Below are 13,876 nucleotides of genomic sequence, written 5' to 3' on the forward strand. Positions count from 1 at the left end.
CCCCTGGCACCCGAGGGTGCAAATTGTCGAGCCAGAAACTCTGTAGCTGTTGGGTCTGCCGCGAGGGCGAGACCTTCAGATGGTCGCGGGTGTTGATTGAGCAACTTCGCTAGTCTACCACAGTCAGCCGTTCTTGTCAAATCGACTGGCGGTGGGTCCGACGGGCGTTTGGTCGCTCGTGAGCAACCGGCGTAGCATACCACCGTTGGTCGTTTGTGTCAAACGGGCCATTCGGCTCGGTGCGCGGCGCTGTTTGGTTGTTCGGGTTCCGGGCGGCACCGCCGCTCGCAACGAGGCGTACTATAGCACTCCACCGCGATGCTGTCAAATCGGCGTAAGGCGGGCCTTTTATCATCTCTACCGATCTGCGACAATCTAGGCTATGCTTAAAGCACGTTTGGCCGAGACTTTCGCTTTTTGAAACCCGAACGGCGGTGATCGTGCAGCTTCTTAATTCTCTGAAGGCGTGGGTCAAAGGGCAGCCCGCCTACTACGCGGCGCGGCGGCGGCTGGTCGAGCTTTCCACGCGGCATATCGCGGGACCGACCGCTAGCGCATCCGCCGAGGATGCGCTGGTGGTGGTATGCTTGGTGCGCAATGGCGAGCTGTTTGTCCGATCGTTCATAGAGCACTATATCGCCCTAGGCGCACGCCAGATAGTGCTTCTAGTCAACCGGCCCTCCGATCAAACCGTTGAGATCGCCCGCCGCTACCAGCAGGTCTCGATCCTGCGCTGCGACCTGCCGTTCAAGCGGTTCCAGTTCGACATGCGCGAGGCGATGGTGCGGCGCTACAGCAGGCGCGGCTGGGTGCTGTACGCCGATATCGATGAGCACTTTTACTACCCCCACGCCGACAGGCTGCCGATCCGCGAGCTGCTGCGCTACCTCAACCAGCACGGCTACACCGCAGTGGTCGCGCAGATGCTCGATATGTTCTCGGGCGACGCGCTCCAGGCGCACCGCAGCAGTGTGGATGATCGGCTGGCCGATTTCTACCAGTTCTACGACCTGAGCGCGATCGAGAAGTATGAGTATAGCTCGCGCTACACGGGCAAGAACACGGCCTCGAATCCGGCGATCAAAATCCACATGGGTGGTATCCGCAAGCTGCTATTTGGGGCCGAATGCCTGCTGATCAAGCACCCGCTGATGCTTATGACGCCTGACATGGTGGCCTTCGACGGGACGACCCACGATATCCGCAATGCCCGCGTGGCCGATTTTAGCTGCGTGCTGCTGCACTACAAGTTCATCAGCGCGCTGCCCGAGCAGACCGTGAGCGCCATCCAGGAGGGCCAGTACTGGCAGGGATCGGCGGAGTATCGGCTCTACCACAAGGTGCTGGAGCACAGCCCGAACCTCAGCATTCGCCAGCCAAGCTCGCTGCAGCTGCGCTCGGCGGATGACCTGATCGACCAGGGCTTTATGGTGGTCTCGCCCGCCTACGAGGACTGGGTACGGCGCGAACAGCAGGGCTAGGCCGCAGCGCGCACCCGGCGCAAAATGTCGGTATAATTTTGAGCCGAGACGTCGAGCTGGAAAAGAAGAGGCCGCGCGTGCGCCCACAGCGACACGCCTTTCGCGCCGCGCTCGCGGGTGTCCGCGCCGCGTGGTGGCAATTCGAGATCCTGAGGAAGGCACTATTATGACAACAGAGGAATGGCCGGATAGCCGCACATTCTGGGGCAAGCGCCGCGTGGTGGTGGCTGGCGGCGCTGGCTTCCTGGGCAGCTTTGTGGTAGCGAAGCTGCGGCAGCGCGGGGCGGGCGAGGTGTTCGTGCCGCGCAGCCGCGAGTACGATCTGACGCAGCTGGATGCGGTGCAGCGGCTGCTGCGCGATACCAAGCCCGATATCGTGATCCACATGGCCGCCAAGGTGGGCGGGATCGGGGCCAACCAGCTCTACCCCGCCGAGTTCTTCTACGACAACCTGATGATGGGCGCGCAGCTGATGCACGAGAGCTACAAGGCCGGGATCGAGAAGTTCGTGGCGATCGGCACGGTCTGCGCCTACCCGAAGCACACGCCGGTGCCCTTCCGCGAGGAAGACCTGTGGAACGGCTACCCCGAGGAGACTAACGCGCCCTATGGGCTGGCCAAGAAGATGCTGCTGGTGCAGAGCGAGGCCTACCGCCAGCAGTACGGCTTCAACTCGATCTACCTGCTGCCCGTGAACCTCTATGGCCCGCGCGACAACTTCGACCCGGCCAGCTCGCACGTCATCCCAGCGATCATCCGCAAGTGCCTAGAGGCCAAGGAGAAGGGTGCGCCTAGCATCGAGGCCTGGGGCGACGGCTCGCCGACGCGCGAGTTCCTGTATGTCGAAGATGCCGCCGAGGGGATCGCGCTGGCCGCCGAGCGCTACAACCAGAGCGAGCCGGTGAACATCGGCAGCAGCTTCGAGATCAGCATCCGCGACCTGACCGAGCTGATCGCGCGGCTGACCGGCTACGAGGGCAAGATCGTGTGGGACACATCGAAGCCCAACGGCCAGCCGCGCCGCAAGCTGGATGTGAGCCGGGCCGCCGCGCGCTTTGACTTCCGCTCATCCACGCCGTTCGAGCGCGGCCTGCGCGACACGATCGACTGGTACATCCAGCAGCACAAGGCCGAAACCCAGGTGCTGCAGCCCTAGCCGACGATCAGCACGATGGCCGCAAGGATGCACAGCAGGCCAAAAAGCTGGCTGCGGCGCAGCTTTTCATGCAGCACGCCCCAGGCCAGCAGCACGGTGGAGGCTGGATAGAGCGAGGACAGCACCGACGCGATATCCAGCCCGCCGAGCTGGCTGGACAGCACGAAGAAGACATTCCCGAAAATATCGAGCAGCGCGCTGAGCGCGATAATGCCCAGCGCAGGCGGGGAGATCGCGAGGCGGCGGCGCTGGGCCAGCACGGTGCTGGCGTTGATTAGCAGGTTGACCGTGCGCGCCACCACCAGCGGCCAGTAGGTGCCGCCCGCCGCGCCCGCGTGGTTGATCAGGATGAAGAAGGTGCCGAAGCCGCAGCCGGCGGCGACCGCCAGCCATAGCCCCTTGGGCGAGGCGCCGCGCGCGCCCGACTGCGAGACCAGCCAGATGCCCAGCAGCGCCACCGCGAAGCCGAGCAGGCGCTGTGGCCCCGGCAGCGCCACGGTGAGCGCGGCAAACAGCACCGGCAGCGCGGCGGCGATCACCGCCGAGGTGGGGGCCACCACCGCCGCCTGGCCCAGCGCGAGGCCGCGGTAGAGCATGGCGAGGCCCAGCGCGCCACCCACGCCCGCTGCAGCCGCCCACAGCAGCTGGCCACCGGCGGGCAGCGGCTCGCCGGTGGCCAGCGCCAGCCCGACCAGACAGACTATGCCAAACGCCGCGCTGAGCGTGAGCACCCACGGCAGCGCCACTCGCCGCGCCGCCAGCCCACCGCAGAAATCGCCCCCGCCCCATGTAAGCGCCGAGATCAGCCCCAAAACCGCCGCAGTGCTATCGCCCACGCAGAAACTCCTCCACCGACTGCTCGGGCGTGATCGCGCCCGCCAGAACGGCATCGTTGTAGGTGCGCTTCCAGGTCGCGAGCATGGGGGTGGCGGTGCGGAACTCGGCAAAGATGATGCGGGCCACACCCCCGCAGGCCAGCATGCCCGAGTCGACAAAGTCGGCGGCGGCGCGCTCGCGGTCGTAGGGCAAGCGCTGGATCTCGGCGTGCCAGCGCTCGCCCAGCCAGGTCATGCGGGCGTAGGAGGCCCGCGCGTCGCCATCGAAGGGCATGCCGACCGCGCCGCAGTTCACCACCAGCGTGTCATCCAGGCTGCGGATGAGCGGGCGGTGGGTGTGGCCGCACACAAACAGCGGCGGCGGCGGCGCGATCTGCTGGCGCAGCACCTCGTCGGGCGTGTCCACCAGGATGTTGGCGCGGTCGTGCAGCATGGAGGCGTGCACCACGCGCACCTCGCCGCCGTCGGGAGCCTCCAGCCGAATGATGGTCGGCATGGCCGCCAGCACGCCCGCGTCGCCCAGCTGGGCCGCTGTCCAGCGCACGTGCGCACGGACCGCCTCGGTTAGGTCCTGGGCGGGCGCAGGGTTGGCCGCGATGTCGATCACATACTGCTCGTGGTTGCCGCGCAGCACCTGCCAGCCATCCTGGCGCTGGCGCTCCAGCACGAAGGCCAGACACTCGCGCGAGCGCGGCCCGCGGTTGACGATATCGCCCGCCACCACCACCGCATCGGGGTGCCAGCGCGCGATATCATCGGCCACGGCGCGCAGCGCGGCCAGGTTGGCGTGGATATCGGAGAGAACCGCAAGTTTCACAGCTAGTCCTTGTATTCAGCATGAGGAAGGGTAGAATCGCGCACGGCTGGCGGCGGTGCCAGGGGCAACACGGGGCCATCACACGGGGGAGCATTGCCATGTCAATAGTATAGCACTTGCCCCTAGCAGCAAAGCGGCGTATACTAAAACGTGTACCGGAATCGTGTAAGGACACGCCTATGTTCCGCCTCGGCATCGGCCCGCGAATCCTCGGCAGGGCCGCGCTGCGCCGCCAGACCGAGCCGCGCGAGGGCGAGCCAGGCCCGCAGGCCAGCCAGCAGCTGCAGCTGCGCGACGCGCTGCGCTACCTGGGCGGGCTAGGCGTAGGCGGCTACCGCCTGCCCGACACGCTGGCCGCGCCCGACGGCACGCAGCCGGATGCCGCGCTCGGGGCCGCGCTGGGCGCGCAGGCCCGCACGTGCGGCATCCGGCTCTCCTTCCACCCCGGCCTGCACACCGCGCTGGCCGCCCCCGACGCTGCCGTGGCCCAGGCCGCCCTGGCCGAGGTCGAGCGCTGCGCCGCACTGCTCGACGCCCTGGCCGCCGCCGACGGCGTGATCGTGCTGCACGTGGGCGGGGCGCAGGGCGGCCACGAGGCGGCGCTGGCGCGCTTCGCCGCCCGCCATGCCGCGCTGTCGGCGCGGGCGAGGCACTACGTGGCCGTCGAGGCCGACGACCACAGCTTCGACATCGCCGCGCTGCTGTGGCTGGCCCGCACCTGCCGCGTACCGCTGATCTTCGACAGCCTCCACTTCCAGCTGCACAACCCGCAGCGGCTGCGGCTCGACGAGGCGCTGGGGCTAGCCCTCGCCACCTGGCCCGCGGGCAGGCGGCCCAAGATCCACCTGAGCACCCAGCGCACCGAGGCCCACCTGCGCCCTGGCCGGGGCGGGCGGGGCGACCAGATCATCCCGCCCCGGCGCGGCCAGCACGCCGATTTCCTCAACCCCTTCGAGGTGGCCGCGCTGCTGCGGCAGGCCCACGGCCTCGGCCAGTTCGACATCATGATCGAGGCCAAGGCCGCCGACCTGGCCCTGCTGCGCCTACGCGACGATCTGCGCACACTGGCCCCCGACGTGGCCGCGCTGGAAGAGCCGCCCCATGTTTGAGCACCCGCCATCCACCCCCGCGCTAGTGGCCATCCTGCCGCGCCGCGCCGACCTCGCGCTGGCGCGCGACGCGGGCTGGTACCGCATCCCCCTGCGCCGCACCCCCACTGGCGCTGGCGCGGCCATCCTGGCCTTCTACTTGCCCGCGTGCTTCGGCCCAATGCGCTGGTCGGTGCGCTGGGCCGCCGAGGTGCGCGGCATTCGCACCTGCACCAGGGCCGAGCTGCTGCCCGGCCAGCCGCGCCACCCCCGCGCCGCTGAGCTATACCTGCGCTACGACATCGGCCCGCTGCTGCCCCTGCCAGCACCCATCCCCAGCGCCAGGCTGCGCCGCATCAGCTTCATACCCACCACGCTGGGCCAGCTGCTGCGCGCCGCCGATGTGCGCGAGCTCTGGCACCCCGAGGACGCCGCCGCCGCCGAGGTCTGGGGCGCGGGTCTGGCGGGCCGCAGCATCCACACTGCCCAAGAGAAGGAAAAAAGTAGCCCGCCTCACCACGCCACACCTTCTCTACGGTAGAGATCATGACCCGTGCGCCAGCGCAGCACCTTCGCCGGATGGGATGGGCCGTTTGCGTCACGCCGGAAGCCGTTTGCGTCACGCCGGAAGCCGTTTGCAGCACACCGGAACCCAATTGCAGCACACCGGAACCCAATTGCAGCACACCGGAACCCAATTGCAGCACCCCGGAACCCAATTGCGTCACCCCGGAACCCAATTGCAGCACACCGGAACCCAATTGCAGCACCCCGGAACCCAATTGCGTCACCCCGGAACCCAATTGCAGCACACCGGCCTCGACCATCCAGCGAAGGTGCACCCATATGCCTACTGGCCATGATCTGCACCGCAGCGGGAAGGCCTCGCCAAATGCAGGCAGATCGATTTTCCTTGGTGCCTTTGTACCTTTGTGGTAAACAGTTCTCTCCCTTCGCGTCTTCGCGCCTTCGTGGTATTCGTTTTCTTTCGTTGCCTTGGTGGCAAAACGATTGGCATCGCACCGCCTAACAGCGAGGTTTGACGCCTACTACACACCATGCTAGGATACAGAAACACAGCAAAGGGAAGACCTATGGCCACGATCACTGTGAGCTTGAAAGTTCTGCCGGGCGGCCTTGTCGGCAAGGCCGAGGTGTACGCCGCCGTGGACCGCGCGATCGCCGTGGTGCAGGCATCCGGCCTGGTCCACCTGGTCGGCCCCAGCGAGACCACCATCGAGGGCGAGTACGACGAGGTGATGGCCGTGGTCAAGCAGGCCCAGCTGGCCGCGCTGGATGCCGCGCCGCGCATCTTCACCCAGATCGGCGTGGACTGGAACCCCCAGGGCACCAGCATCGACGAAAAGCTAGAGAAGTACCGCTAGGCTATGCACACCATCATCGTCGCCAACGCGCCCGACCTCGATCTGACGCCCTACCTCGACATGGTGCGCAGCGCCGACTACCTGATCGGGGCCGACGGCGGCGGGCAGACCCTGCTGCGCGCGGGCGTGCTGCCCCAGGTGGTGATCGGCGACCTCGACTCGCTCGACCAGGCCAGCGAGGCCGAGCTGACCGCCCGCAAGGTCGACCTGCGCCGCTACGCCCGCGAGAAGGACGAGACCGACCTTGAGCTGGCGCTGCTGCACGCCGCCACCATCGGGTCGGACCAGATCGACGTGCTGGGCGCGCTCGGCGGGCGCTGGGACCACACCCTGGCCAACATCGGGCTGCTGGCCCACCCCGCCCTGGCCGGGCGCAGGGTGCGGCTGCTGGCCCCGCGCCAGATGCTCTACCTGGTGCCGCCCCACACCCGCGTGGAGTTCGGCGGCGCGCAGGGCGACACCATCTCGCTGCTGCCGCTCAGCCCCGCCGTGCACAACGTGACCACCTATGGTATGCTCTACCCGCTGGCCCAGGCCACGCTCTACGCCAACCAGGCGCGCGGCATCAGCAACGTGCTGATCGAGCCGCCGGGCGGCGTGGCCACCGGCGAGGGCGCGCTGATCGTGGTGCAGCACAGCGACGGCGGCGCGCACCAGTGGAACGCGCAACGCGGGTAGGAGAGAGGGCATGACACAAGCGCCAAGGTCAGGTCAACCCGACCAGAAAAAGAAGAAGCCGCAGAAGCAAGGCTCGTGGCTCGGCACGATCATCTTCCTGGTGTTTGTGCTGGCCCGCCCGGCCATGTCGCTGTTCAAGAACATCCAGGGCATGGGCAGCAATGTCCCGCTCATCCTGGGCGGCATCGCCGCGCTGGTGGGGGTGGGCGTGGTGGCCGCGCTGGTGGTGCGGCGGATCAACGCATCCAGCCCCACCGCGCCCGACATCGCGCAGTACACCGCGCGATCCAGCTACCCCACGCCCAGCGCGCCGCGCTACCCGACGGCGCAGCGGCTGCCGCCGCCCAGCCCCATGCCCAGGCCGCCAACATTTGAGCCGCTGGTCTCGCGGCCTGTACTGCTGGTGGGCGCGGCGGGGCTGGTGCTGCTCGGGCTGCTGGCTATCATCCTCCTCACCCCACAGGCAGGCATATGAGCGAATTCGACGCCTTCGCGCGCTTCTACGACGCTGACTACGGCAGCTTTTTGGACGACCTGCCCTTCTACCGCGCGCTGGCGCGGCGCACCGGAGGCCCGGCCATCGAGCTGATGTGCGGCAGCGGGCGGCTGCTGGCCCCGCTGGCGCAGGAGGGCGTGGCTATCACCGGCGTCGACATCTCGCCCGCGCTGCTCACCACGGCGCGGCGCAGGCTGGAGGCGCTGGGCCTGGGCAAGAAGGTGACGCTGGAGATCGGCGACGTGCGCCAGCCGCTGCCCGGCGGCCCGTACAACCTGGCCTTCGTGGCGATCAACTCGTTCATGCACCTGGGCAGCAGCGAGGACCAGCTGGCCGCGCTCGCCAGCGTGGCGCAGGCGCTGGACACCGGCGGCGTGCTGGCGCTCGACCTGTTCAACCCCGACCCGCGCGAGCTGCTGCGGCAGAACGGCGAGCTGGTGCTCGACAAGGATTTTGTGATGGAGGACGGCACGCCGGTGCAGAAGTTCGTGTCGCAGAGCGTGGATATGGCCGAGCAGATCAGCCATGTGACCTTCATCTACGACGAGCTGGTGGATGGCTTCGTGCGGCGCACCACGCTGCCCTTCGACATGCGCTGGCTCTACCGCTTCGAGCTAGAGCACCTGCTGGCCCGCTGCGGGCTGGAGCTAGAGGCGCTGTACGGCAGCTACGAGCTAGACGACTACGACCAGAGCAGCCCGCTGATGCTGGCCGTGGCGGTAAAGCCTTGACAGCCGATTCTGGCGTGGTATAATATACTCCTTGCGACATTCGGGGATGCCTGGCTTCGACAGGGGACGATGTCGTAGGTTGCAAGCCGAGCCGCCCAGTCTCGTTAAAGGGGCAACGGCTTAACTGCCAACAAGAACAACACTCGCGTTGCCGCTCCGGCATTCGCGATGGCTGCCTAATCTAGTGTAGCCCGTTCGCCCGCCCTCAGCCCGATGGGGCGGAGCGAACGCAGACAGTCGGGCTGCTCTCAGTGTATCGCCTGCTAAGCTGAGCTAAGATAAGCGGGATGGCTCAAAGGTCGCCTTGTTCGGGGTGTGGCCGCGAGCGACATGAAACAACGGACTACGCTTGTAGACGCCTGCGTCTAAATCTTCTGGACGGGGGTTCGATTCCCCCCATCTCCACCAAACAGCGGGCAGCCCGGCCACCACGGTCGGGCTGCCCGCCTTTTTGCGCCTAGCGCACATGCTCGCGGTCGAAGCCCACCACCCGCAGCACTGGGGCGGGCGGCTTCTGCACACGGTAGCTGTGGTAGCCCATCAGCAGCGCGCTGGTGCATGTCTCCAGCTCATCGTCGAAATGCAGCATCAGGGCGCGGTCGCTGGACATGGCCAGCTGCCAGAGCAGCTGGAGCTTGGCAGGCACCCCGCCTGCGGCGCGCACACGGCTCTGGCGGATGGCCAGCTGGTGCTTGCGCAGGTAGTCCAGCAGCACCTCGGGCTGGCCGTGGGCGCTGCACACCCAGAACTGGCCCTCATCCTGATACTGGCGCAGCAGATCCTTGGCCACCGGGTGGAAGGCCTTGCTGGTGAGCGTGCGGTCGAAGTCGAACACGGCCATGAACGGCAGGGCGTGCTGCCGCAGCAGCGCCAGCGCGTCGTGATCCTGAAACGCCGCCATGTGCTCGCCGCGCTCGAAGCCGGGGATGACGCGGCGAGCCTTCAGCACCTTGCGCATGCGCAGCGACATGAGCCGCATGTAGTCGGGCCAGCCCACCCCCAGCGTGGCGAACAGCGCCTCGGCGCGCTCGCGGTCGGCGGTGGCCTGCCGCATGATGTTTTTGAGGTAGATCATCTCGCGCCGCACCAGCAGCAGCTTGCCCAGACCCTTGGGGTTGAGCGACTGGATCTCCTCGTCGCTAAAATCGAGATATGGCTCCATCCTGCGTCCTCTGCGCTTGTGCTACGATACGGCGATATGGCGCTATTGTACCCAAGATCGGGAGGTGATCGTTATGTACCCATCACGCGACCGCGCGGCCACGCTGGGGCGCGAGGCGGCAGAGATCCTGCGCCAGGGCGGCTATCGCAGCCCGGGCGGGGCGGATGTGGAGCTGCGCCCACTGATCGAGCGCGCCAGGGCGGCGACCGAATCGTACCCCGCCGAGCGCGCGCTGCCCGCCGCCCAGCCGGGGGATCACCCGACGAGCATTCGGGTGGTGAACGAGAGCACGCTGGCGGCGGCGCAGGGGCTGGTGGCCAGCGGTAGGCGCTGCGCCGTGCTGAACTTCGCCTCGGCGCGCAACCCCGGCGGCGGCTGGCTGGGTGGTGCCCGCGCCCAGGAGGAGTCGCTGGCGCGGGCCTCGGCGCTGGTGCCCTGCATCGAGGGCGACCCGATGTACGAGCGCCACCGCCACATGAGCGACGCGCTCTACACCAGCAGCCTGATCTACTCGCCCGATGTGCCGGTGTTCCGCGACGCGGCGGGCTTGCTGCTCGACACACCGTATCTGGTGGACTTCATCACCGCGCCCGCCGTGAACGCCGGGGTGGTGCTGGATCGCGCGCCCCAGCGCGGGCCGGAGATAGCGGCGGCCATGCGCGAGCGGGTGGGCCGCGTGCTGGCGGTGGCCGCAGCCCACGGCTGCCCGGCCCTGGTGCTGGGGGCATGGGGCTGCGGGGTGTTCCGCAACGACCCGGCGGCGGTGGCGAACATGTTCGCCCAGGCGCTGGCCGGGCCGTTCCGGGGCGCGTTCGCCCAGGTGGTGTTCGCCGTGCTCGACTCCTCGGCGGAGCGGCGCTTCATCGGGCCGTTCGAGCGGGCGTTTGGAGGGCAACGTTAACCACGAAGACGCGAAGGCGCGAAGGCGAAGACCTTTTTACCACCAAGACTCCAAGATTTTGAACATGGGCAACCCTAGCCACGAAGGTGCGACGATACGAAGGTTTGAAAAACCGCTACCGTAGCAGCGGCAGGCTGCCGGTGAGCTTGTTGATGGCTTTCTTGGGGCCATGGATGGCGAGGCCGAGGAAGAACAGCTCCTCCAGCGGCATGGTGGCGATCTTGGCCGCGTACTCCTCGTAGAGGCCGCTGGACTGGGCGGCGTTGCTAAAGCCGATCACCAGCACATCCTCGGCGGCGGCGGCGCGACGCTGGATCTGGGTGAGCGCCTCGCGCGGGGCCTGCAGGATGGGCAGCACCACCTGGGCCATGCCTGTGTGGGGCTGGCCCGCGCTATCCACCACATCGGGGCGCAGGCAGTCCTCCATGCGCTGGCCGAGCGTGACGCCCAGGTAGGCCACGGTGTTGGCCACAATCCCCACCGGCAGCTCGCTATCCACCACGATCACTGACTTGGTCTCGCCTGACATGGTTGCTTCTCCTGCTATATGTTAAAATTGTATCCAATCCAAACCTATTGTAGAAAAGAGCACCCGATATGTCAATCTTCGCATCGCAGAACGCGCCCGCCACTGCCGCCGAGCGCATCGCCGCCGCCATTCGGCAGGAGATCGAGGGCGGCATGATCGGCGTGGGCGAGCCGCTGCGCCAGGAGGAGATCGCGGCGCGCTTCGCGGCCAGCCGCATCCCTGTGCGCGAGGCGCTGCGCCTGCTGGAGGCCGAGGGTCTGGTGAAGATCTACCCCAGCAGAGGCGCGTATGTCACCATCCCCGCCCCCGAGAGCATCCGCGAGCTGTACGAGATCCGCGCCCTGCTGGAGTGCGAGGCGCTGCGGCTGGCCCTGCCAAACCACATCCCCTACGACATGCGCCAGGCCGAGCAGCGCGTGGCCCTGCTAGATGAGGCCGAGGACAGCGCGACCTGGAGCCAGCTGGACGAGGAGCTGCACGCCATCCTCTACCAGCCCGCCCAGCGCCCGCAGCTGCTGGAGCTGATCGCCGCGCTGCGACGGCGCGTAAACCACTTCTACTACCTGGCCCACCGCCCCAGCGACTACCGCGCAGGCTGCCAGGCCGAGCACCGCGCCCTGCTGGCCGCCTGCCGCTCGGGCGACGCCGCCCAGGCCACGCAGGCACTGGCCGAGCACCTGCGCCACGCGGGCGAGGTGGTGGCCAGATACAGCGCCCAGGTGCGTATCCCGCGCTAGCATGCTATACTTGCCTCGCCTCACGGGGCCGTAGCTCAACGGAAGAACAATTGCCTTGCTCAGGCGAAAGGGTGAAGGTTCGAGTCCTTCCAGCCCCTCCCGCTGGGACGGTAGCTCAAAGGAAGAGCGGCGGGTTCATAACCCGAGGGGTGGGGGTTCGAGTCCCCCGCGTCCCGCCCAATCGACACATACGGGGCTATAGCTCAAAGGAAGAGCAGCGCTCTGCAAAAGCGTATGGGTGGAGGTTCAAGTCCTCCTAGCCCCTCCCTCGCGGGAGCCTAGCGATCATCCCGCCCTAAGGTAGTATCTAGGGGGCTGTAGTTCAAGGGAAGAACGCCACCATGTCAAGGTGGAGCGTGGAGGTTCAAGTCCTTCCGGCCCCTCCCCCTGGGGACCGCGCCCAGGCAAAAGGCGCAGCCATACCAGCACGAGCGAGCGAGCGACGATGACCTACCCCTTCAGCCAGGATGAGCTAGCGACATGCCTGCGGGTGCTGCAGGCCGTGGCCGACGACCCGGCCATGATCAACGAGCACGAGCGCTTCAAGGCCCTGGTGGCCAAGATCCACCAGGTGGGCAAGCGCCAGCAGCGCGCCGCCCGCGCCGCCGAGCGCACCGCGCAGGACAGCGCCGCGCTGGGCACGGCCCAGATGCGCAGGCACCAGCTTCAGCTCGGGCCGCCCGCGCTGCCCGCGCCGCAGCCGAGCCAGCCCGCCACGCTGCACGCCGCGCGCCCCTGCTACTGCTGCAAGCGCCCGTTCACCCAGGTGCACTTCTTCTACCATATGCTCTGCCCCGAGTGCGCGGCGCTGAACTACGCCAAGCGCCACCAGCGCGCCGACCTCGCGGGCCGGGTCGCGCTGGTCACCGGCGGGCGGGTGAAGATCGGCTACGAGGTGGCGCTGCGGCTACTGCGCGACGGCGCGCGGGTGATCGTGACCACGCGCTTCCCGCAGAGCGCGGCGATGCGCTTCGCCGCCGAGGCCGACTTCGAGGCATGGGCCGGGCGGCTGCAGATCTACGCGCTCGACCTGCGCCACATCCCCACCGTCGAGGCCTTCGCGCGCCACCTGGCCGCCAGCGAGCCAGCGCTCGACATCCTGATCAACAACGCCGCGCAGACGATCAAGCGCCCCGCCGGGTTCTACCGCCACCTGCTGGAGCAGGAGGGCAAGCCAGCGCCCGCGCATGTCGCGCCGCTGCTGCCCGCCGCGCCCATGCCCAGCGCGCCGCTGCTGGAGGCCACGCCGGGCTACCAGGGCGCGCTGCCCGCCCTGCGCGACTACTTCCCCGAGGGCCTGCTGGACCTGGATGGGCAGCAGGTAGACCACACGCCCACCAACAGCTGGGTGCTGCGGCTCGACCAGGTGGGCACGGTGGAGCTGCTAGAGGTGCAGCTGGTCAACGCCATCGCGCCGTTCGTGCTGGCCGCCCAGCTCAAGCCGCTGATGCTGCGCTCGCCGCACGCCCGCCGCTTCGTGGTGCATGTCTCGGCCATGGAGGGCCAGTTCAGCCGCGCGAGCAAGACGGTCTACCACCCCCACACCAACATGGCCAAGGCCGCGCTGAACATGCTCACCCGCACATCCGCCGCCGACTATGCCCAGGACGGCATCTACATGAACAGCGTGGACACCGGCTGGGTGACGGACGAGAACCCCGCCGAGAAGCGCGACCGCATCATCGAGCGCAGCGGCTTCACCCCGCCGCTGGACAATATCGACGGCATGGCCCGCATCTACGACCCGATCGCCCAGGGCGTGGGCAGCGCCGAGACGCCGCTCTACGGCCACTTTCTCAAGGACTTCCGCCCCTTCCCCTGGTAGCCCTGTGACCCTAGCTGACACAGGGCCATGCTAGATTTTGGCCGTCATTCAGCC

Annotated in this window: 14 protein-coding genes, 3 tRNA genes, 1 other RNA gene and 1 pseudogene; 15 read left to right on the forward strand and 4 right to left on the reverse strand. The window is 67.8% G+C overall.

Going from position 1 to position 13,876, the window contains the following annotated elements:
* Nucleotides 1-350 precede the first annotated feature (350 nt).
* The gene (locus F8S13_07310; GenBank protein ID KAB8143714.1) at nt 351-1,481 is read left to right on the forward strand and encodes a glycosyltransferase family 2 protein; all 1,131 of its coding nucleotides are present in this window, start codon (nt 351-353) and stop codon (nt 1,479-1,481) included.
* Between the two features lie 166 nt (nt 1,482-1,647).
* The gene (locus tag F8S13_07315) at nt 1,648-2,637 is read left to right on the forward strand and encodes a GDP-L-fucose synthase (GenBank protein KAB8143715.1); all 990 of its coding nucleotides are present in this window, start codon (nt 1,648-1,650) and stop codon (nt 2,635-2,637) included.
* On the opposite strand, the gene F8S13_07320 is transcribed toward F8S13_07315, so the two are convergent.
* Both F8S13_07320 and F8S13_07325 read right to left on the reverse strand, forming a co-directional pair.
* Complete coding sequence (locus F8S13_07320; GenBank protein KAB8143716.1) at nt 2,634-3,527, reverse strand: DMT family transporter; 894 nt, start codon at nt 3,525-3,527, stop codon at nt 2,634-2,636. The two genes, F8S13_07315 and F8S13_07320, sit on opposite strands and share 4 nt — an antisense overlap.
* Nucleotides 3,463-4,290: a metallophosphoesterase family protein gene (locus F8S13_07325; GenBank protein KAB8143717.1), complete on the reverse strand. Its 828-nt coding sequence runs from the start codon at nt 4,288-4,290 to the stop codon at nt 3,463-3,465. The genes F8S13_07320 and F8S13_07325 overlap by 65 nt, the downstream gene beginning before the upstream one ends.
* 179 nt (nt 4,291-4,469) lie before the next feature.
* On the opposite strand from F8S13_07325, the gene F8S13_07330 reads away from it, so the two are divergent.
* From F8S13_07330 to ssrA, 7 genes and pseudogenes are all read left to right on the forward strand, one after another.
* Nucleotides 4,470-5,399, forward strand: a complete 930-nt coding sequence (locus F8S13_07330; GenBank protein KAB8143718.1) for a UV damage endonuclease UvsE — start codon at nt 4,470-4,472, stop codon at nt 5,397-5,399.
* Nucleotides 5,392-5,856 (forward strand): annotated as a pseudogene (locus F8S13_07335) (hypothetical protein). Before F8S13_07330 ends, F8S13_07335 begins: the two are co-directional and overlap by 8 nt.
* 616 nt (nt 5,857-6,472) lie before the next feature.
* On the forward strand, nt 6,473-6,763 hold the full coding sequence (locus tag F8S13_07340; GenBank protein ID KAB8143719.1) for a thiamine-binding protein: 291 nt from the start codon (nt 6,473-6,475) through the stop codon (nt 6,761-6,763).
* A 3-nt stretch (nt 6,764-6,766) separates the two neighbouring features.
* Nucleotides 6,767-7,441, forward strand: a complete 675-nt coding sequence (locus F8S13_07345; GenBank protein ID KAB8143720.1) for a thiamine diphosphokinase — start codon at nt 6,767-6,769, stop codon at nt 7,439-7,441.
* Nucleotides 7,442-7,451: 10 nt separating this feature from the next.
* Nucleotides 7,452-7,916 carry a hypothetical protein gene (locus tag F8S13_07350; protein ID KAB8143721.1) on the forward strand — a complete coding sequence of 155 codons (465 nt, stop codon included), beginning with the start codon at nt 7,452-7,454 and terminating at the stop codon, nt 7,914-7,916.
* Nucleotides 7,913-8,668, forward strand: a complete 756-nt coding sequence (locus tag F8S13_07355; protein KAB8143722.1) for a class I SAM-dependent methyltransferase — start codon at nt 7,913-7,915, stop codon at nt 8,666-8,668. Before F8S13_07350 ends, F8S13_07355 begins: the two co-directional genes overlap by 4 nt.
* A gap of 42 nt (nt 8,669-8,710) precedes the next feature.
* Nucleotides 8,711-9,076: a transfer-messenger RNA gene (gene ssrA / locus F8S13_07360) on the forward strand.
* 49 nt (nt 9,077-9,125) lie between these two features.
* Here ssrA and F8S13_07365 read toward each other — a convergent pair.
* Entirely contained in the window at nt 9,126-9,830 is a 705-nt protein-coding gene (locus F8S13_07365) for a hypothetical protein (protein KAB8143723.1), read from the reverse strand.
* A 73-nt stretch (nt 9,831-9,903) separates the two neighbouring features.
* Between F8S13_07365 and F8S13_07370 the strand changes: the two genes are divergently transcribed.
* Complete coding sequence (locus F8S13_07370) at nt 9,904-10,731, forward strand: TIGR02452 family protein (protein KAB8143724.1); 828 nt, start codon at nt 9,904-9,906, stop codon at nt 10,729-10,731.
* A 115-nt stretch (nt 10,732-10,846) separates the two neighbouring features.
* On the opposite strand, the gene F8S13_07375 is transcribed toward F8S13_07370, so the two are convergent.
* Nucleotides 10,847-11,260 carry a DUF2000 domain-containing protein gene (locus tag F8S13_07375; protein ID KAB8143725.1) on the reverse strand — a complete coding sequence of 138 codons (414 nt, stop codon included), beginning with the start codon at nt 11,258-11,260 and terminating at the stop codon, nt 10,847-10,849.
* Nucleotides 11,261-11,328: 68 nt separating this feature from the next.
* Here F8S13_07375 and F8S13_07380 point away from each other — a divergent pair, with 68 nt between their 5' ends.
* The 5 genes from F8S13_07380 (at nt 11,329) to F8S13_07400 (ending at nt 13,822) form a co-directional block, all read left to right on the forward strand.
* The gene (locus F8S13_07380) at nt 11,329-11,997 is read left to right on the forward strand and encodes a GntR family transcriptional regulator (protein ID KAB8143726.1); all 669 of its coding nucleotides are present in this window, start codon (nt 11,329-11,331) and stop codon (nt 11,995-11,997) included.
* 104 nt (nt 11,998-12,101) lie between these two features.
* Nucleotides 12,102-12,173 (forward strand) — tRNA-Met (locus tag F8S13_07385).
* A 16-nt stretch (nt 12,174-12,189) separates the two neighbouring features.
* Nucleotides 12,190-12,262 (forward strand) — tRNA-Cys (locus tag F8S13_07390).
* 46 nt (nt 12,263-12,308) lie between these two features.
* Nucleotides 12,309-12,380, forward strand: a tRNA-Asp gene (locus tag F8S13_07395).
* A 62-nt stretch (nt 12,381-12,442) separates the two neighbouring features.
* Nucleotides 12,443-13,822 carry an SDR family NAD(P)-dependent oxidoreductase gene (locus F8S13_07400; protein KAB8143727.1) on the forward strand — a complete coding sequence of 460 codons (1,380 nt, stop codon included), beginning with the start codon at nt 12,443-12,445 and terminating at the stop codon, nt 13,820-13,822.
* The last annotated feature ends 54 nt before the right edge of the window (nt 13,823-13,876 follow it).

The organism is Chloroflexia bacterium SDU3-3 (assembly GCA_009268125.1).
Lineage (GTDB): Bacteria > Chloroflexota > Chloroflexia > Chloroflexales > Roseiflexaceae > SDU3-3.